Genomic DNA, 20,188 nt, shown 5'->3' with positions numbered 1-20,188 from the left:
TCAGTTCCCGCCGGCCTCCAGCAGGTCGGCCGTCGCGCGCAGGATGGCGACGATCGCGGCCGTGCGCATCTCTGCGGGTGCGCGGTGGCCGTTCGTCTCGACCGCGACGGATGCCGCGGTGGGAAGCGCGTCGTGCACCGACGTCAGCAGGCCCCGCGCACTCAGCTCGCTCGTCGCCGAGAGCATCGGCCGCTGTTCATAGGTGTCGTCGACGATGTCGAACACCGCGCGGACGAAGTCGCCGTTGGTGAGCGCCGGCGTCTTCGCCAGCACCGTCAGGGCGGCCGACGTGAACACCCCGTGCCCGTTCGTCTCGAGCGCCACCTGATCGGGCTGGCAGGCGCTGAACAGCACCTCGCGACCGTCCACCCGCTGCGCGCGCTGCACCGCGGCACGGTTGGTCTCGACCTTGACGACCTCCTTCCAGGCCTCCAGGCGGAACTCGTCCTTCGGCGACGCCGCACGCTCTCCGCGGAAGGCCGCCTCCTCGTCGGCATCGAGCACGGTCATGCGCGGTGTGGCGCCTGCCGGGATCTTGCGCGACTCGAACTCCTCCGGAGTGATCTGACGGTTCGCCGAGCCGGAGTGGCACGAATCGAAGAAGAGCGTCACCGCGACGCCGTCGGGGATCGCGTCCCAGATGGCGCCGAGGTCGTCGTCGATGATGAGCTGGCCGTCACGGAAGTCGATCGGGCAGAGGGCCTCGTCCTTCGGCCCGAACTCGTCGGTCTCGTCGCCGTCCAGGTCTGGGGCGAAGGTGCCGTGACCGGCGAACTGGATCGCGACGATGTCGCCGTCCCGCGCCGACGAGACCTTGTCGAGCATCGCCCGCAGGATCCCGTCGCGGGTGGCATCGGCGTTGTGGATCGACTCCACCTTGAAGCCGGCGTCCCCCAGCGCATCCGCCCAGGACGTGGCGTCTGCGACGCAGCCGCTCAGCGGATCCCTCGGGTAGGCGTCGATGCCGATGCACAGCGCCAGCTTCCGCGGCGCCGCGCCGCGGGCGCCGGTCGGCTCGGGGCGCGGCGACGGGGTGAACTCGCCGACCTCGCGCGTCCGTGACGGGAACACCGCGACGTGATCGGGCTCGTCGCTGTCGGGCACGCCGACGACCCGTCGCGCCAGGCTCATCATCGTCTGCTCGTCGTTGTCGAAGGCCCCGTGCGATGTCGCCTGCGTGCTGCTGAGCCGGCCGCGGGCGACGGGCCCGAGGACGAGGCGCTCCGAGGCGTCGTCGAGGTAGGCCATGATCCGCCCCGAGCGGCGCAGGTGCGCCTCGAGGCCGAGGATCTCGGCATCCTTCTCGGCCTCGAACGCCCTCGAGACCAGGTACAGGAGCGATTTGCGGTAGACCCCGGCCGTGTTGTCGCGCTTCTCCTGATCCTCGTTCATCGTGAAGATCGACAGGTTCTCGATCCGGCCGGTCTCGGCGAGCGGCAGCAGCGTCGCCTCGAAGGTGTCGACCCGCACCGCCGGCGCGAGGAAGGTCACGCTCTTCACGCTCTCGACCTTGTCGTCACCCTCGAAGAGGCGCGGCACGAAGTGCGAGTGGTAGATCGACCCGGCGCTGTGGCCGGCGATGTGCAGCTCGATCGCACCGGAGTTGGCCGCCATGTACGAGCGCAGTGCGGATGCCAGCACGAATGCGCCGCCCGGCGCGCCTTTTCCCACAGGAGGAAGGCAGGCGCCGGCGGAGTCGAGCTTCATGTCGTCCCAGAACTTGCGGCCGCCGAGCACGCGTGCGGCGGCCTCCACGGCGAGGTCGGTCACATCGGTGAAGCCGCGCTTGCCGGGCTTGGCGCGCAGGACGTCTTCGAGAGTGGTCTTGAATCCGCTCTCCCACACGAGATGGAGGGGGTAGACGCCGTTCTTCTTCCACCACGCGACCTGGCGCTGCGCGGTCAGCAGCCCTGCGGCCTTGTCGGTGAGCCCACCGTGCGCCCAGATGAGCACGGGCACCGGCGGCGGCACCTCGCCGGCGGGGGTCTTCTTGGCCTGCTGCGCGACGAAGTCGGCGAGGTCCGTCTCGATCATCCGCTTCACATCTTCGGCGGTCGTGAGGAAATCCTCGACGGTGCGCGGCTTGGCGCTCGCCGTCGGCGCGAGCCTGCCGTCGGCCGTGTGGACGACGTGCTTGCGCAGCGCGGTGAGCTCTGCCGGGCTGAGTGTCGCGCCACGGGTGGTGGTGTCGGGCATGGTGTCACGTCCTGTCTGCTGATTCTGGGTGTCTTGATGGCGGTCTGCCGATGGCGGATGGAGGTTTCAGGAGTCGTCGCCGCGGGCGCCGGCCACGAGCTTGGCGCGTGGGTCGGCGAAGACCGTGAAGGCCAGCGAGGTGAGGTCGCCGGCGTCGCGCGCGGCGTGCCGCGCCGTGAGCACCGCCTCGCCGACGGTCGCGTGGTCGTCGCCGAGGAGCTTCTCGTAGAAGGTGCGGACGAACAGTGACGTGACGTCGTCGCGCACCGCCCAGGAGCATCCGATGAACACGCCCACGCCGCCGCGGAGGAAGACCTCGGCGAACCCGCCGAGACCCGTCGCGCCGGAGCGGAGCCGACCGACATCGCACGCGCTCAGGAACACGAACGGCGCGGATGCCCCCGCCGGCGGCCCGTCGAGCTCGGGAAGATCGCGGCGCGCATCGGAGTCGGTGTACGACGCGGAGCCGTCGTCGTGGTCCTCCGAGAACGTGGCGAAGGCGATCTCCTGCCCGAGCGGGTCGGCCTCGCGCCACCGACCGTGACCGGCGAAGTGGAGGAGATCGAAGCCGTCGGTGATCGCCTGACGCAGCTCGACGGGGTCGGCGGCGGAGCGAGGACTCCTCGCCAGCAGCTCGCCGAGCCTCCGGACCTCCTCGCCGGTGCGGCTGAGCTTGTACTCCGGTTTGATGTAGTCGGGGGCGATCGCGACGACGCGGCTCGCGTTGATGGGGATGACGGTCGGTCGCAGCGTGCCGTACATCCACCGCGTGAGACCGAGGTCGCCCAGGAAGAACCGGTCCTTGTCGGGCCGCTGGGTGCCGACGGGCACGAGATGCACCATCTCCCAGGGGATGTCGAGCTCGCCGGACGTCTGCAGCACGAGGTGCGATATCCGGCGGCGCCTGCTCCAGAGCAGCTTGTTGACCTCGTCCCCCAGCAGCTCGCGGGCGATCCGCGCGCCGAGGCTGCGCACCTCGCGGCGGACCGCGTCGGCCGCCTCCTCGGCTTCCTCCGGAGCAGCGCGGACGGTCTCGAGATACTCCGACCTGATCCGGGTGAGCTCGGCGTAGACGCCCTGGATGTACTCGGCCTTCCTGGCGAGATGCACCGAGTTCTTGACGACCGTGCCGCCGATCTTCGCCGTGATGAGCAGGTCGGAGGCGCCACCGGCGATGGACTCGTCGATCACGAGTGTCGGAAGGTCGGCGATGCTGCGCGGCGGTGCGGCGACGGATGCCGTGACGACGCGCGGATCGTCCGAGTCGGGATCGCCGGGACCGGCGTCGGGCGGGAGCACCGGGGTGCTCAGCGCGAGCACGGCGAGCGGCGCCACGACGGGCGGCTGGGTGAAGGTGACGGTGATGTGGCCGCGCCCGGGTTCCTCTGGCCGGAGGCGGAACACCAGGCGCCGGGTCTCGTCCGGCGTGGCGGGCAGCGTCGTCGTGACGACCGGCAGCGTGCCGTCTGCGAACGCGAGGCCGCGCAACTGGACGCCCACCTCGATCTCGCGGGTGGGATCGAACCGCGCCGTGGCCTTCTGACGCGCCGTGCCGGCGGTCGGGACCAGCTCCTCCCGCGACAGCCGTACGACGGCATCGAACTCCACGCCGGCGACGAGGCGCGCGGGGATCTCGGCGTCGACGAACGCCGGTACGGGTGACGCACCGTCGAGCCCGCCTGCCGGGGCACCCGGGACAGGCGCGGCGCCTGCCGGCGGGGCCGCGCCTGCCGGCGGGGTCGGTGCGGCTGCCGGCGGCGCCGGGGGAGCGAGCCCGGGAGAGCGGGTGCTGGTGAACCCACCACCGCCGAGCGGACCACCCCCGAGCGGGCCGACACCCAGCACGTCATCCGGCACGAGAGGTGGCGGCGGTGGCGCGGCTTCGGCGGCCGACCCGGGGCCGGCGCTCATGCCCATGCCGCCGGCGGCGACTGTCGCCTCGAGCCACAGCATCCCGGTCTCGAAGTCGCTCGCGACGACCGTCAGGTGCAGCATCTCCCCGGGCGCCACGGCGATGTCGGCCGTATAGAGGTCGTCGTCCTGCCGCTCCAGGTGCCTGAGCTCGGCGTGCATGAAACCGGCGGAGTCCTCGCGTGCCACCACCGCGGCGTAGTGGAAGTCGTCCGTCCCCCGCACGATCATCGTCGCCATGCCGCCGGCGCGGCCGCGGATCACGACGTCGGCCAGCGTCGCGACGCCATGCTCGTTGGCGCCGGCATGCTCGGGAGCATGCTCGATGCGCACCTCGAAGGCCTCGGCGTCGCCTTCGACGTCGACCATGCCGCGCGGCATGTCCGGAACGCGAGCCATCTCGACCCCCTCGCACCGATGCCCGCTTCCCCAGGGGCACCGTCACCTTCGATTTCGAGGAGCGCAGTCCGAGGCACAGCATACGAGCAGGCTCCTCACCGCACCAGAGCCCGGTGCGCGACCTGCTGATACGTGCCGACGTCGCTCCCCACGCCCCTCCGGCCGTCGCTGGCACCGCCGCCCGGATCCGTGGCCCGGCCCGTGCCTACCAGGCGCGGAGCGAGTCCGCGACGGTCTCCCACTCGTGCTCGGGCAGCGCGAGCTGCACGGCCTCGGCGACCGTGAGCTCGGCGCCCGCGGTCCGACCCGCCTCGACACTCGCCTGGTCGTGGCCGCGCAGGATCTCGAGGTGCGGCGTGTGGACCGTGAAGGCCTCGACGTCGAAGATGCCGATGCGCCGCCGGATCTCGCCGGCCGCGACCGCCAGTGCCGCCGCCCGCCACGCCTCGCCATGCGCGGCTGCCACGGCGCAGACGCCCTCGAGTCCGTACGCGATGCCCTCCTCGTAGTGCAGCCCGATCGACAGCAGCAGGGTGTGGACGAACTCGCGCTCCGCCTCCTCTGTGCGTCCGAGCTGGAAGTTCAGCCGCGCGCGCAGATTGCCGGCGACGGACGTGGTGAACAGGTCGCCGCGCGATTCGGCGACCGAGGTGGCGCGGTCGAAGTGCGCCAGGGCGTCGTCGGTGGCGCCCCGCACCCACGCCAGCCGCCCGAGCGAGACCTCCGTGATGGCCTCCGCCCACGTGTTGCCGCGGGCGCTCAGCGTGACGACCGCCTCACGCAGCTCCGCCTCCGCCCGGTCGGTGTCGAAGATGGAGAACTGCACGCGCGCCGTCGCACGCGCGGCGAGAGCCATCGCCGCGGCATCCTCGTCACCGCTCTCGGTGAACAGCCGCACGCACTCCCCGAGTCCGGCGACCACCTGCTCGCTGGGACGCTGCCACATCTCGCCCCAGAGCGCGAAGAACCATGCGATCGCGCGGGTGTGCGGCGTGATGGGCTGGTCGTGCTGCTTTTCGAGCAGCTCGAGCATCCAGAGCCGCACCTCGGCGAAGAAGCCGGAGATCCACCAGTAGATGAGGAGGCTCCACGCGAAGTCGCCGGCGTCGTCCAGCCGGTTCGTATGGACGAGATGGCGCACCGCGGCGCGCAGATTGGGGAGCTCGAGGCCCAGTCGCACCACGGCGTCCGCCTGCCCGCTGCCCCCCAAGTCGGGCGCGATGCGCTGCACGAGCCCGCGGTAGTAGTCGGCGTGCGCGCGGCGCACCCGCACCGCGTCACCCCGGTCCTTCAGTCGTCCGAGCGCGTACTCGCGCACCAGCGCGAGCAGCGAGAACACGCGCCGCCCGCCGACCTGGCTCTGCTTCACCAGCGAGCCGTCGATGAGGGCGGTCAGGGCGTCGATGGCGTGTTCGCCCCACGAACGTCCCTCGCCGAGCGCCTCGACGGCATCCAGCGTGAACCGCGTGGCGAACACGCCGAGGTCCTCGAGCAGCTCGCGCTGCGAGTCGGGGAGCAGGCTCACGCTCCAGTCGATCGTCGCGCGCATCGTGCGGTGCCGCTCGGGAAGATCGCGCACGGCGGCCGTCAGCAGCGGCAGGCTGCGCTCCAGACGCTCGGCGATGCCGGCGGGGCTGAGGATGCGCACCTTGGCGGCCGCGAGCTCGATCGCCAGCGGCAGTCCCTCGAGCCGGCGGCAGATGTCGGCCAGGTCGGCGGCGTTCTCGGCGCTGACGTCGAAGTCGGCGTCGATCGCCCGTGCACGGTCGACGAACAACGTCACGGCGGCCGAACGCGTCGCACGGTCCAGGCTCGCCGGGCCGTCGCCGGCCGGCGTCGTCAACGGCGCCACCTCGAACACGCGCTCGCCGCGGATACGCAGCACGATGCGGCTCGTCACCAGGAACGTCGCCGTCGGCGCGACCGTGTACAGCCGCACGAGCACGGGTGCGGCATCCACGATCTGCTCGAAGTTGTCGAGCACGATGAGCACCCGGCGATCGGCGAGGGCGTGGGCGATGCGCTCCTCGAGGGCGGCTTCGCCGTTGTCGCGGATGCCGAGATAGTAGGCGATCGTCGGCAGCAGCAGCCCCGGCTCGAGCACGCCCTCGAGGAGCACGAAGTACACCCCGTCGGGGAACATGTCGCCGCACGCCAGCGCCGTCTCGATCGCGAGGCGGCTCTTGCCGATGCCACCGGGGCCGATGAGGCTCACGACGCGATCTGTGCCGCGTGCGAGGAGCGTCCTGACAGCGTCGATGTCCGCCTCGCGGCCGATCGTCGGGGTGTAGGGGACCGGCACCCGGCCGATCAGGGAAGGAATCACCGGTTCCGGTTCGGATGCCGCCGATGCCCGCGATTCGTCGAAGCGCTCGGCGAGGAGCATGGCGAGGTCTCCGGCGACCTGATCTTCGAGGTCGTCGACGGAGCGGAAGTGCAGGTAGGCGGCGGTGTCGTCGGCCTGGATGCGGGCGATGAGCTGGGTGAGGCGCTCGTCGCGGGGGTCGGCGTCCTTGACGTAGATGAGCTTGGGCATCTCGGCGGCGGCGAGGTTGTATTCGTCCTCGAGGCCGGAGACCTCCTCTCCGGGAGCGACCCAGCCGTAGCTCGCACCGTAGATGCCGATGAAGACGTCGCTCTGCGCGAGGTAGGACCGGTAGAGGTCCCGCGGCGGATGCGGACGGGCGCCCAGCTCGAACATCACGGGCGCGAGTCGCAGGCGCTCGATGGCCGACCTCACCGCTTCACGTTCGTCGCCGAGCTCGCGCAGGGTCGAGCTCACGAACACCCGGATCCGCTGGTCGGGTGTGCGGATCACGGGGGATCGTCCCCCAGTCATGACCACATCATGGACCCGGGAGGGGGGTTCCCGCCACGGTTTCAGTGCATCGATGTATCGGCAGCCGCCGATCCCTCGGCGCACGGAGACTCCTTCCGCTCGCCCTCGCGCAGGAGTATGGTGCGGCGGTGACGGCGCCGAAGGGGACGCCGTTCGTCCGATCCGGGGCTTCGGGCGTCACCATGGGGAGGGGAATGCGATGAAGAAGGTCTTGGCATGTGCCGTCGTAGCGATCGGGCTGGTGCTCGGCAGCGGCGGAGCCGCAATGGCAGGAGAGGTCAACGGGAACGGCGATGACACGCCGATCGCAGGTCACGACACCGCGGCGTCGATCTGTGCGTTCTCGGGTCTGGACACCGCGGACTCGATCGAGGGTGTGATCCCGTTCCCGGATGACGGGCTCGCGCTGCGTGGCAACCAGTCGCCGGCCGGGGTGGACCGCCACCACGGCGTGCAGAACTACGGAATGTTCCAGCGCCCGCTCGCGAAGGAGCTCGGCATCGATGAGCTCGTGCCCTCACCGGGCGAGGCGTGCCGCGGAAATCTTGAGAGCACGGCACCGTAGTCTCCGAAATCCCGGCCGCCCTCGCGTCGCGGGGGCGGCCGTCGCCGTCCGCGGCGGCCTTATACCGCAGCATCCGGAACATTTCAAGATTCCGACTGGACACGGCGCGTCGTTCGACGTATAGTTGGTCTTTGCGCTCTTGGATTCCCCCTGCCCTCATATGGTGGTCGGCTGTGCCCGCGCCCCCCCGCGTTCACGCGAGGAGTGCCGCGCGGGTTTCGGGGAAGAGAGCACTCCACCTGACGACAAGGAAACGAGCCCTACGGGCCCACGGAGGTAATCCCCTTGGCTGCTGCGCGCAACGCATCCAACCCCACCACCCCCAAGAACGGACGCGGAGCTTCCCGCCTCTCGTTCGCCAAGATCTCCGACACGCTGACGGTCCCCGACCTTCTCGCGCTGCAGACCGAGTCGTTCGACTGGCTCGTGGGCAACGAGGCCTGGAAGGCCCGTGTCGCCCAGGCGAAGGCCGACGGTCGCACCGACGTGCCCGAGATCAGCGGCCTCGAGGAGATCTTCGAGGAGATCAGCCCGATCGAGGACCTGAGCGAGACCATGCAGCTCTCGTTCACGAACCCCTATCTCGAGCCTGAGAAGTACTCCATCGAGGAGTGCAAGGAGCGCGGCAAGACGTACGCGGCCCCGCTCTACGTCGAGGCCGAGTTCATGAACCACCAGACCGGTGAGATCAAGACCCAGACGGTCTTCATGGGCGACTTCCCGCTCCAGACCGGCAAGGGCACGTTCATCATCAACGGCACCGAGCGCGTCGTCGTGTCGCAGCTCGTCCGTTCGCCCGGCGTCTACTTCGACAAGACCGCCGACAAGACGTCCGACAAGGACATCGTCTCGGCGCGCGTCATCCCGAGCCGTGGCGCATGGCTCGAGTTCGAGATCGACAAGCGCGACCAGGTCGGCGTCCGCATCGACCGCAAGCGCAAGCAGTCGGTCACCGTCTTCCTCAAGGCGCTCGGCCTCACCAGCGAGGACATCCTCGCCGAGTTCGCCGGCTTCGACTCGATCGAAGAGACGCTGTCGAAGGACACCATCCTCACCAAGGAAGACGCCCTCCGCGACATCTACCGCAAGCTCCGTCCGGGCGAGCAGGTCGCCGCCGAGGCCGCCCGCGCGCTCCTGGACAACTTCTACTTCAACCCGAAGCGCTACGACCTCGCCAAGGTCGGCCGGTACAAGATCAACCACAAGCTCGGCCTCGACAAGCCGCTGTCGGACTCGGTGCTGACGGTCGACGACATCGTCGCCACCATCAAGTACCTCGTGCGCATCCACCGCGGCGACGTCACCTTCGACGGTGTGCGCGGCGGCAAGCCGGCCGAGATCCGTCTGGACGTCGACGACATCGACAACTTCGGCAACCGTCGCATCCGCGCGGTCGGCGAGCTCATCCAGAACCAGGTCCGCACCGGTCTGTCGCGCATGGAGCGCGTCGTCCGCGAGCGCATGACCACGCAGGACATCGAGGCGATCACGCCGCAGACCCTGATCAACGTCCGCCCCGTGGTGGCCGCGATCAAGGAGTTCTTCGGAACGTCGCAGCTGTCGCAGTTCATGGACCAGAACAACCCGCTCGCGGGTCTGACGCACAAGCGCCGCCTCTCGGCCCTCGGCCCCGGCGGTCTGTCGCGTGAGCGCGCCGGCGTCGAGGTCCGCGACGTCCACCCGTCGCACTACGGCCGTATGTGCCCCATCGAGACCCCGGAAGGCCCGAACATCGGCCTGATCGGCTCGCTCGCCTCGTTCGCGCGCATCAACGCGTTCGGCTTCATCGAGACGCCGTACCGCCGCGTGGTCGACGGCAAGGTCACCGACCAGATCGACTACCTGACCGCCTCGGAAGAGAGCGACTACATCGTCGCGCAGGCCGGTGTCGAGCTGAAGGCCGACGGCCGCTTCGCCCAGGACCGCGTCCTCGCCCGTCGCGGCAACGGCGGCGAGGTCGACCTCTTCCACTCGGAGGAGATCGGCTACATGGACGTCTCGCCGCGCCAGATGGTGTCGGTCGCGACCTCGCTGATCCCGTTCCTCGAGCACGACGACGCGAACCGCGCCCTCATGGGCGCGAACATGCAGCGCCAGGCCGTGCCGCTTCTCCGTTCGGAGTCGCCGGTGGTCGGCACGGGCATGGAGGGCTTCGCCGCGATCGACGCCGGTGACGTCGTCACCGCCGACAAGGCCGGTGTCGTCGTCGAGGTGTCGGCCGACGTCGTGACCGTGCAGCTCGACGAGGGCGGCACGCAGGACTACTTCCTGCGCAAGTTCGACCGCTCCAACCAGGGCACGAGCTACAACCAGCGCGTCGTGGTCTCGGCCGGCGAGCGCGTCGAGGCCGGCGAGGTCATCGCCGACGGTCCCGCGACGGAGAACGGCGAGCTCGCGCTCGGCAAGAACCTCCTCGTCGCGTTCATGACGTGGGAGGGTCACAACTTCGAGGACGCGATCATCCTGAGCCAGGACCTGGTGAAGGACGACACCCTCTCGTCGATCCACATCGAGGAGTACGAGGTCGACGCCCGCGACACGAAGCTCGGCAAGGAGGAGATCACCCGTGATCTTCCCAACGTGAGCCCCGACCTGCTGAAGGACCTCGACGAGCGCGGTATCATCCGCATCGGCGCCGAGGTTCGCCCCGGCGACATCCTCGTCGGCAAGGTCACGCCCAAGGGCGAGACCGAGCTGTCGGCCGAGGAGCGCCTGCTCCGCGCGATCTTCAACGAGAAGAGCCGCGAGGTCCGCGACACGTCGCTGAAGGTGCCCCACGGTGAGCAGGGCACGATCATCGCGGTCAAGGAGTTCAACGCGGAGGACGGCGACGACGAGCTCGGCTCGGGCGTCAACCGCCGCGTCGTGGTCTACATCGCCCAGAAGCGCAAGATCACCGAGGGCGACAAGCTCGCCGGTCGTCACGGCAACAAGGGCGTCATCGCGAAGATCCTCCCCGTCGAGGACATGCCGTTCCTCGCGGACGGCACGCCGGTCCAGGTCATCCTGAACCCGCTCGGCATCCCCGGTCGAATGAACTTCGGCCAGGTCCTCGAGCTGCACCTGGGCTGGATCGCGCAGCAGGGCTGGAAGGTCGAGGGCACCCCCGAGTGGGCCGCCCGGCTTCCGGAGCAGGCGTTCGAGGCCCCCGCGGGCACCAAGGTCGCCACCCCGGTGTTCGACGGTGCCTTCGAGGCCGAGATCGCGGGTCTGCTCGACTCGACGCTGCCCACGCGCGACGGCGACCGCCTGATCGACTCCACGGGCAAGACGCAGCTGTTCGACGGCCGCTCCGGCGAGCCGTTCCCGGCTCCGATCTCGGTCGGCTACATGTACATCCTGAAGCTGCACCACCTCGTGGACGACAAGATCCACGCGCGCTCGACGGGTCCGTACTCGATGATCACCCAGCAGCCGCTCGGTGGTAAGGCGCAGTTCGGCGGTCAGCGCTTCGGTGAGATGGAGGTGTGGGCCCTCGAGGCCTACGGCGCCGCGTACGCGCTCCAGGAGCTCCTCACGATCAAGTCCGACGACATCCTCGGCCGCGTCAAGGTGTACGAGGCGATCGTCAAGGGTGAGAACATCCAGGAGCCCGGCATCCCCGAGTCGTTCAAGGTGCTCATGAAGGAGATGCAGTCGCTCTGCCTGAACGTCGAGGTGCTCTCGGCCGACGGCACGGCGGTCAACCTCCGCGACACCGACGACGACGCCTTCCGCGCAGCGGAAGAGCTCGGCATCAACATCTCCAGCCGCTTCGAGTCGTCGTCGATCGACGAGATCTAAGCGCGCCAGGTAACGAACGAATTTCCGACACAGGAGAACCAGTGCTCGAATCAACCACTTTCGATCAGCTTCGCATCGGCCTGGCCACCGCTGACGACATCCGTCGTTGGTCCTACGGCGAGGTCAAGAAGCCCGAGACCATCAACTACCGCACCCTGAAGCCCGAGAAGGACGGTCTGTTCGGCGAGCAGATCTTCGGACCCTCGCGCGACTGGGAGTGCGCGTGCGGCAAGTACAAGCGCGTCCGCTTCAAGGGCATCGTCTGCGAGCGCTGCGGCGTCGAGGTCACCAAGTCCTCGGTGCGCCGTGAGCGCATGGGCCACATCGAGCTCGCCGCGCCCGTCACGCACATCTGGTACTTCAAGGGCGTCCCGTCGCGCCTCGGGTACCTGCTCGACATGGCGCCGAAGGACCTCGAGAAGGTCATCTACTTCGCTGCGTACATGGTGATCTCCGTCGACGAGGAGGCTCGCCACCGCGACCTCTCGACGCAGGAGAACAACATCCGCCTCGAGCTCAAGACGCTCGCCGACCGCCGCGACGCGCGTGTCGCCGCTCGCCTCCAGAAGCTGGAGGAGGAGCTCGCCGCGCTCGAGGAGGAGGGTGCCAAGGCCGACCAGAAGAAGAAGGTCAAGGACGCCGCCGAGAAGGAGATGGCCGGTATCCGCAAGGGCACCGACGACCAGATCACGCGCCTCGAGAAGGTGTGGGAGGACTTCCGCACGCTCGAGGTCGGCCAGCTCAAGGGCGAAGACGAGATCTTCCACGAGCTGCAGGACCGCTTCGGTCAGTACTTCGAGGCCCACATGGGCGCCGAGTCGATCAAGCGTCGCCTCGAGGCGTTCGACCTGGCTCAGGAGTCCGAGGACCTGCACCTGCAGATCTCCGAGGGCAAGGGCCAGCGCAAGATCCGTGCGATCAAGCGCCTCAAGGTCGTCAACTCGTTCCTGCAGACCGGTATGAGCCCGGCCTCGATGGTGCTCGACGTCGTCCCGGTGATCCCGCCGGAGCTGCGCCCGATGGTGCAGCTGGACGGTGGCCGCTTCGCGACCTCCGACCTGAACGACCTCTACCGTCGCGTGATCAACCGCAACAACCGCCTCCGTCGCCTGATCGACCTCGGTGCTCCCGAGATCATCGTGAACAACGAGAAGCGGATGCTGCAGGAGGCCGTCGACGCGCTGTTCGACAACGGCCGCCGCGGTCGTCCCGTCACGGGCACGGGCAACCGTGCGCTGAAGTCGCTGTCCGACATGCTCAAGGGCAAGCAGGGCCGGTTCCGTCAGAACCTCCTCGGCAAGCGCGTGGACTACTCGGGCCGTTCGGTCATCATCGTCGGCCCGCAGCTCAAGCTCCACCAGTGCGGTCTGCCCAAGCAGATGGCGCTCGAGCTGTTCAAGCCGTTCGTGATCAAGCGCCTGATCGACCTCGGTCACTCGCAGAACATCAAGGCGGCCAAGCGCGCCGTCGAGCGCACGCGTCCCGAGGTGTGGGACGTGCTCGAGGAGATCATCCGCGAGCGTCCCGTGCTGCTCAACCGCGCACCCACGCTGCACCGTCTCGGCATCCAGGCCTTCGAGCCTCAGCTCGTCGAGGGCAAGGCCATCCAGCTGCACCCGCTCGTCTGCGCCGCGTTCAACGCGGACTTCGACGGTGACCAGATGGCCGTGCACCTGCCGCTGTCGGTCGAGGCCCAGGCCGAGGCCCGCATCCTGATGCTGGCGTCGAACAACATCCTGAAGCCGTCGGACGGCCGTCCGGTGACCCTGCCCTCGCAGGACATGATCATCGGTCTGCACCACCTGACCACGGTCATCGAGGGCGCAGCCGGCGAGGGCCGCGTGTTCGGCTCGGTCGGCGAGGCGATCCTGGCCAAGGACGAGGGCACCCTCGACCTGCAGGCCAAGGTGCGCATCCGCGTCCCCGGGCTGACGTTCCTCGAGGGCGAAGCGCCCGAGGGCTACGAGCGCCACGGCCTCGTGGACGCGTCGCTCGGCCAGGCGATCTTCAACGACACGCTCCCCAAGGGCTACCCGTTCGTTCGCGAGCAGGCCGACAAGGGCAAGCTGTCGCAGATCGTGAACAAGCTGGCCGAGGAGTACCCGAAGGTGGAGGTCGCGGCTTCGCTCGACCGCATCAAGGACGCCGGCTTCTACTGGGCCACCCGTTCGGGTGTCACCGTGGCGCTCAGCGACATCCTCACGCCGCCGAACAAGGGCGAGATCGTCGCGGGCTACGAGAAGCAGGCCGCGAAGGTCCAGGCGCAGTTCGAGAAGGGTCTCACCACCGACGCCGAGCGTCGTCAGGAGCTCATCAAGATCTGGACCGAGGCGACCGACGAGGTCCAGAAGGCGATGCGGGACAACTTCCCGGCCGACAACACCATCAACCGGATGGTCTCGTCGGGTGCTCGTGGTAACTGGCTGCAGATCCGCAACATCGCGGGTATGCGAGGCCTGGTGAACAACCCCAAGGGTGAGATCATCCCGCGTCCGATCATCTCCTCGTACCGCGAGGGTCTGTCGGTGGCGGAGTACTTCATCGCGACGCACGGTGCCCGTAAGGGTCTGGCCGACACGGCCCTCCGTACCGCCGACTCGGGCTACCTGACCCGTCGTCTCGTGGACGTCTCGCAGGATGTCATCATCCGCGAGGAGGACTGCGGCACGACCAAGGGCCTCGAGTTCACCATCGCCGCCCCCGGCGCCGACGGCGAACTGGTGCGCGACGCGAACGTCGAGAACTCGGTGTTCGCCCGCACGCTCGCGGCCGACGCGGTCGACCCGAAGGGCGAGGTCGTCGCCTCCGCCGGTGAGGACGTCGGCGACGTGCTCATCGACAAGCTGGTGGCGGCGGGTGTCGAGTCGATCAAGGTCCGCTCGGTGCTCACCTGCGACTCGGCCGTCGGTGTCTGCGCGAAGTGCTACGGCCGTTCGCTCGCGACCGGCAAGATCGTCGACATCGGCGAGGCCGTCGGCATCATCGCGGCCCAGTCGATCGGTGAGCCCGGCACGCAGCTGACCATGCGTACCTTCCACACCGGCGGTTCGGCCTCGGCCGATGACATCACGCAGGGTCTGCCCCGCGTGCAGGAGCTGTTCGAGGCCCGCACCCCGAAGGGTGCGTCGCCGATCGCCGAGGCCGATGGCCGCATCACGATCGACGAGACCGAGAAGTCGAAGAAGGTCATCCTCACGCCCGACAACGGCGACGAGCCGCACGTCTACCCGGTCCTGAAGCGCGCGACGCTCCTGGTCGAGGACGGGCAGCGCGTCACGGTCGGTCAGCCCCTGCAGGTCGGCACGCTGGACCCCAAGGAGGTCATGCGCGTGCAGGGTGCCCGCGAGGTGCAGAAGTACCTCGTCAACGGCGTCCAGGGCGTGTACCGCTCGCAGGGTGTGCCGATCCACGACAAGCACATCGAGGTCATCGTCCGTCAGATGCTGCGGAAGGTCACCGTGGTCGACCACGGCGACACGACGCTGCTGCCGGGTGAGCTGGTCGACTTCAAGAAGTACCAGAACATCAACCGCGAGACCGTGGCCGAGGGCAAGCGCCCCGCGTCGGGTCGTCCCGAGCTGATGGGTATCACGAAGGCGTCGCTCGCGACCGAGTCGTGGCTGTCGGCCGCGTCGTTCCAGGAGACCACCCGCGTCCTGACGCAGGCGGCCATGGAGGGCAAGAGCGACCCGCTCGTCGGCCTCAAGGAGAACGTCATCATCGGAAAGCTCATCCCCGCCGGGACCGGCCTCGCGAAGTACCGCGATGTCACGGTCGAGGCGACGGAAGAGGCCAAGAGCGAGCGGTACCCCAACCGCATCTTCGCCTCGGACGGCGCGTACACCGACGCCGACCTGAGCTACGTCGACTTCGACAGCTTCTCGACGGACGGTTTCACCACCGACTACAACTGAGTCGACCAGGGTCCGATCGGACCCGCACGTCGCAAGCGAAGGGCCCTGGCTTCTGCCAGGGCCCTTCGCCGTTCCCGGAGAACGGATGCCGCGACTCAGTACTGCGTCGTCCGCCCCGTGTCACCCGTGGTGCCGGTCGTGCCCGTGGCTCCGGGGGTGCCCGAAACTCCGGTGGTGCCGGTGCTGCCCGTCGAACCGCTGCTCGGGGCGACGTTCGCCTTGACCCGCTCCGCGGTGCTCTGGGCCTCTTCCTTCACGGTCTCGGCGGATGCGGCGGCCGAATCCTTGACCTGGTTGACGGCGTCCTTCGCCGGCTCCTTGAGGTTCTGCGCCACATCCTGCGCGGCATCCTTCGCCTTGTCCACCGCCTTGTCGACGAGCGGCTGCGCCTGGTCGCGGAGCTGGGTGCTCCAGCGCTTCTCAGCGTCCGTCGCGGGGATGAGGCTCGCGACAAGGAAGCCGACACCGGCGGCGAGGAGCCCGACCACGAGCGGCGTGCCCTGAGTCTGCGCCTTCGCTCGGTTCGGCAGGTCCTTCACCGCGTCGCCCGCCGCGCCGAGCTTGTCGCCGACCGTGTGGCCGGCCGAGGATGCCGAGTCGCCGACGTCGTCGGCGACGCCCATCACACGACCCTTGACGTCGCCGAGCACCTGCCGGACGCGCGTCTTCTGCCGTTCCATGATCTTCGGGGGCGAGACCTTGTCGGCGAGTGCGTCCACATCCCGGCCCAGTTCGTCGCGCGTGACCTCGATATCGGCGCGGATCTGCTCTGCGTTGCTCATTATCGGTTCTCCTGATTTCTCTTGAGCGCGTCGGGGATCTCCTTGACGGTCTCGACCGTCTTCGGAGCCCCTTGCACGGTCTTCAGTCGCTTCCGCCCGACGGCGAAGAGGATCGCGGCGATGATCGCCCAGATGACGGCCACGATCACGGCCGACCAGCCGAGGCTGTCGATGAGGTCGCCAAGACCCCACCACAGGGCGACGGACAGGAAGAAGACTGCCATCGCGCCGGCGTACCCGGCGCCGCCGAGGAGCCCTGCGCCCGCACCGGCTCGCTTGGCCGACTCTGAGAGCTCGGCTTTCGCAAGCTCGAGCTCCTTGCGCATGAGCTCTGACAGGTCACGCGAAACCTCGCCTACCAGCTCGCCCAGCGATGTCTCGGCCGCCTTCTGCTGAGACGGCGTGGGCATATCCGTCATCGTCGTGCCTCTCCTGTCGCGGACCACTCGTCTTCTGCTCCGGTGGTCGCACCGGGGCTGGTGCCGGTGGTCAGCGGGTCGCTCGAGAGAGCGTCGCCGATCGGGGTGTCACCCTCGTAGCCCGTCGTTCCCTGCGCGCCTGCACCGGCAGCCGTGCCACCGAGGCCGGCGGTGGTGCCGCCTGCGACGGTCGGTGAGCCCGTGACGAGGGGCTGCTGGGTGCGGCCATAGGCATCGAGCGTTCGGTCCGTGGTCCGATCATTGTCGCGGGCGTCCGAAACGAGAGCCCGGGTGAGGCGACCGGCGACGAGGCCGACTCCGACCGCGATGGCCAGGAAGGCACCCGTGTGCCGGCGCGCGAAGGTCCGGACCTCGTACACCACGTCGGCGGGTTCTTTCTGCTCCAGCCAGTCGGCGACGCGGCGGGTCTGCTCGCCGACGGCGCGCACGGCTTTGGTCGCCGTTCCGGAGCCCGTAGCCGTGCCGTCAGCCAGCCCGGCGAGTTCGTCGCCCGTAGTGCGCAGTGCGCCCGCGGCTCGGCGCTGCTGCGTCGACGCCTGGTCCGACAGTTGCGCGCGGGTCTCGTAAAGGAAACCGCGAGCGGCGTCCTTCGCGTCGTGGGCCACGTCCTTGGCCTCTTCGCCGGCGACGCCGGCGACGTACTTGGCACCCGCGTCCACCTCCGCGACGGTCTCGACCGCGCGCTCCTTGACGTCGGCCGAGCCTGTGCTCTGGCCGGTACCCGTGCTCTGATTCGCATACGGGTCGGTGTCGTAAGTCGACATGCTCCTCCTCCATCTCGCGGCGGGGTCGGGCCGGCGATGTGCCGGCTTCGGAGATCCGCCGTGACGACAACCGTGCGTGATGAACCCGGTTGTGAAGAGAGGGTGGCACTCGGCGCATCGGCGGAGTATCCTTCCAGCCCGAAGCCGCGAGGGAGGGCGCGGCGACCGTTCTCGCGCCGTCGCGGCCGCCGCGACGGTTCTGCGGCGTGTATCGATCTCAACCCGGCCCCCCGGCTTACCGTGGAAGACGGAGGTTGGGGGCCCCATGTCGCGGATCGGCGGTCGCAATGCCTGGATCGCCGTGCCCGCCGGGATGCTGTGCGCCGCCGTCGTGGGCACGCTCGTGTGGCTGTCGCTGCCGATGCTGCCCGTGACGGTCGCGTGGGTCGGCGACAGGCTGCGGAGCGCTACGGCGCCGCAGCCGAGCGCCACACCCCGTCAGACGCCGGCGCAGACCGCAGCGGAGGGCGGCGCGATCGACTGCCGCACGCTGTACGCCGACGATCTGTGGAACGAGCTGATGTGGCGGCCGGGGTCGCTCCTCGGCCAGTCCCAGGCGCCGCCGGCGACGACCGCGACATCGTTCGCCGACGCGGCGGCGCCCGAGGTGCTGGTGACCTGCACGTGGCGGTTCGACACGGGCGACATCGTCACGACGCTCTCGAAAGTCGACGCGGATGCCGCCGCCATCGCCGAGGCCGCGCTCGCCGGCGAGGGGTTCTCGTGTGAGGCCAAGGGGCCGGCGACGGCGTGCGCACGCACGCGGGGCGCCGTGCGGGAGGAGCACACCCTGCGCGAGGGGCTCTGGCTCGTGAGTGTCGAGACCCAGTGGCACCCCGAGGATTTCGGAGCGCGACTCGATCGCACCATCTGGGGCTGACCCCGGAGGACGTCCCTCAGCCGAAGATGCTCGCAACGAGCGCGGCGGTGTACCCGATGGGGGCGAGATTCGAGTACGCCGTGTCGACGAGGATGTCGTCGCGCCAGAACAGGGTGCGGCCGTCGGTGACCGGGTAGGTCGCGTTCTGCCAGGTCTTCTCGCAGCGCGTGCCGCCGTCCGGCGTGTAGCAGGTGTAGCCCTCGTCCGCCACGAGCTTGTTGAGCATCTCGAGCGCCGGGCCGCGCGACATGTAGCTGATCGTGGTGACGAGCCCGGTCGTGTCGGTGGCGGGATCGCGCCACACGCACACCAGGCCGCCATCGGGCTGGGGACCCGACGAGCCGAAGGCGGGATCGTTGAGCGGCACCCCGTCGAGCTGCGCCAGCACATCAGCGGTGAGCATCGCGCGGCAGTCGTCGGGGATGTCGGCGAGGGCGGTCGCCGACGGTGTCGGGGTGGGCGTCGCCGAGGCGTCCGCCGAAGGAGTCGGCGTGTAGGTGAACTCACCGCCGGCGGGGGCCTCGTCGGGGGCGCACGCCGTCAGGACGACGAGAGCGAGGAGGACGGATGCCGCGCCCGCCGCACGCCGCCGCGCTCGGGTGGGCGTGCGCGCGACGCTGCGCGGGCCGGCGAGGGCTGACACCGGGAGCCGGGTCGCTGGGGATGCCATGGGCTCAGGGTAGTGGGCGGCGCTGCGCGAGACGCCGCGCCGTGCGCCTGCTGTGGATTCTCGCGGCACGCCTCCGCGGCATGCGTGGACCTGCGGGCTACTCTGCCACTGCGGGGACTGGCCCTGCGTGAGGAGTGCCTGCGATGAGTGACCCCAAGTCGTCTTACGGCGAACCCGTCGAAGAGCCCAACGGCGTCGACGACGTCGTCGGCCGTGCGAACGAAGGTCTCGCCGACGCAGAGGCCGCCCGCGGTGACGCGGTCGCCGCCGACGCCGCCCCCGCCGAAGCTCCGATCTCCGCCGACCGCTCCGATGAAGATGTGGTGTCCGACCAGACCGCCGCGTCCGACGAGCACACCCCGGTCGTGACCGACGAGGCCGCTGCGCGGCGCGCCGCCGAGCCGGCCGACGTCGCGACCGACGAGGTCGTCGCACCGGCGACCGCTGCACCTGCCGACCCGGAGCCCGACCCGTGGGCATCGCCGGAGGCGGCATCCCTCGAGTACACCTCGACCGCGGCACCCGTCGCGCCGGTCGCTGCCGACGATGCGCCGACGGTCGTGGCGGCACCGGTCGTGACTCCGAGCGAGCCGGTCGTCGCCGAGCCCGCCGTCGTCGCCGCCGAGCCCGCCGTCGTCGCCGCCGCCGCCGCTCCGCAGCCCATCTTCGTGCAGGCGCCCGAGGCGCCGCGTCCGCGCGGAAACCGCGCGGCAGCCGGCGCCATCGGCCTTCTCGCCGCCCTCGCTTTCGCGGTGCTCTATCTCGCCGTCTGGCTCGGCGTCGGCGCGATCGAGGGAGAGGTCACCGGCGAGAACGTCGGCACGACGGTCCTCGGCGCACTGGCCACGTGGTCGCTGTGGGTGCCGGTCGTGGTCTTCTTCATCGCGTTCTGGCTGCTCGGGGCGATCATCAACCGCGGTCGCTGGGGCGCGTGGGTCATCCTCGGCATCCTCGTCGGCATCGCCGCCTACGGCGGCCACATCCTCGGCGCGCTGTTCCAGGCGCCGTTCTGGGAGCTCACGGCCAGCGAGGGCGGCGACCTCGC

General features: G+C 69.6%; 12 protein-coding genes. 5 read left to right on the top strand and 7 right to left on the bottom strand.

Annotated elements, in window-relative coordinates:
- The 3 genes from B1729_RS16130 to B1729_RS16120 all read right to left on the bottom strand — a co-directional run bounded on the left by B1729_RS16130 (position 1) and on the right by B1729_RS16120 (position 7,324).
- Positions 1–2,196, bottom strand: a complete 2,196-nt coding sequence (locus B1729_RS16130; protein WP_163633806.1) for a caspase family protein — start codon at positions 2,194–2,196, stop codon at positions 1–3.
- Between the two features lie 66 nt (positions 2,197–2,262).
- Entirely contained in the window at positions 2,263–4,506 is a 2,244-nt protein-coding gene (locus B1729_RS16125; RefSeq protein WP_163633804.1) for a CHAT domain-containing protein, read from the bottom strand.
- A gap of 205 nt (positions 4,507–4,711) precedes the next feature.
- Positions 4,712–7,324, bottom strand: coding sequence for a DUF4062 domain-containing protein (locus B1729_RS16120; RefSeq protein ID WP_163633802.1), 2,613 nt, complete (start codon positions 7,322–7,324; stop codon positions 4,712–4,714).
- A gap of 220 nt (positions 7,325–7,544) precedes the next feature.
- Between B1729_RS16120 and B1729_RS16115 the strand changes: the two genes are divergently transcribed.
- The 3 genes from B1729_RS16115 (at position 7,545) to rpoC (ending at position 15,607) form a co-directional block, all read left to right on the top strand.
- Entirely contained in the window at positions 7,545–7,910 is a 366-nt protein-coding gene (locus B1729_RS16115) for a hypothetical protein (protein WP_163633800.1), read from the top strand.
- A 285-nt stretch (positions 7,911–8,195) separates the two neighbouring features.
- Positions 8,196–11,693 carry a DNA-directed RNA polymerase subunit beta gene (gene rpoB, locus B1729_RS16110; RefSeq protein ID WP_163618827.1) on the top strand — a complete coding sequence of 1,166 codons (3,498 nt, stop codon included), beginning with the start codon at positions 8,196–8,198 and terminating at the stop codon, positions 11,691–11,693.
- Between the two features lie 41 nt (positions 11,694–11,734).
- Positions 11,735–15,607, top strand: coding sequence for a DNA-directed RNA polymerase subunit beta' (gene rpoC, locus B1729_RS16105; RefSeq protein ID WP_163618828.1), 3,873 nt, complete (start codon positions 11,735–11,737; stop codon positions 15,605–15,607).
- A 95-nt stretch (positions 15,608–15,702) separates the two neighbouring features.
- Here the strand turns inward: rpoC and B1729_RS16100 are convergent, their stop codons facing one another.
- From B1729_RS16100 to B1729_RS16090, 3 genes are read right to left on the bottom strand one after another with little or no spacing between them, the layout of a single operon-like run.
- Positions 15,703–16,389: a DUF3618 domain-containing protein gene (locus B1729_RS16100; protein WP_163633798.1), complete on the bottom strand. Its 687-nt coding sequence runs from the start codon at positions 16,387–16,389 to the stop codon at positions 15,703–15,705.
- Positions 16,389–16,808, bottom strand: a complete 420-nt coding sequence (locus tag B1729_RS16095) for a phage holin family protein (RefSeq protein WP_163633796.1) — start codon at positions 16,806–16,808, stop codon at positions 16,389–16,391. The genes B1729_RS16100 and B1729_RS16095 overlap by 1 nt, the downstream gene beginning before the upstream one ends.
- Positions 16,805–17,593, bottom strand: coding sequence for a hypothetical protein (locus tag B1729_RS16090; protein WP_163633794.1), 789 nt, complete (start codon positions 17,591–17,593; stop codon positions 16,805–16,807). The genes B1729_RS16095 and B1729_RS16090 overlap by 4 nt, the downstream gene beginning before the upstream one ends.
- Before the next feature lie 265 nt (positions 17,594–17,858).
- Between B1729_RS16090 and B1729_RS16085 the strand changes: the two genes are divergently transcribed.
- Entirely contained in the window at positions 17,859–18,473 is a 615-nt protein-coding gene (locus B1729_RS16085; RefSeq protein ID WP_163618832.1) for a hypothetical protein, read from the top strand.
- A gap of 16 nt (positions 18,474–18,489) precedes the next feature.
- On the opposite strand, the gene B1729_RS16080 is transcribed toward B1729_RS16085, so the two are convergent.
- A complete protein-coding gene (locus B1729_RS16080) occupies positions 18,490–19,143 on the bottom strand; it encodes a DUF3558 domain-containing protein (protein ID WP_239526055.1) in 654 nt (217 codons plus the stop codon).
- A gap of 143 nt (positions 19,144–19,286) precedes the next feature.
- On the opposite strand from B1729_RS16080, the gene B1729_RS16075 reads away from it, so the two are divergent.
- A partial coding sequence (locus B1729_RS16075) for an ABC transporter (RefSeq protein WP_163633792.1) occupies positions 19,287–20,188 on the top strand: 902 nt, incomplete at its 3' end.

Source organism: Microbacterium sp. B35-04, from assembly GCF_010634885.1.
Taxonomy (GTDB): domain Bacteria; phylum Actinomycetota; class Actinomycetes; order Actinomycetales; family Microbacteriaceae; genus Microbacterium.
Note: the sequence above shows the minus strand (reverse complement) of the source record. Positions and strands in the feature narration are given on the sequence as shown.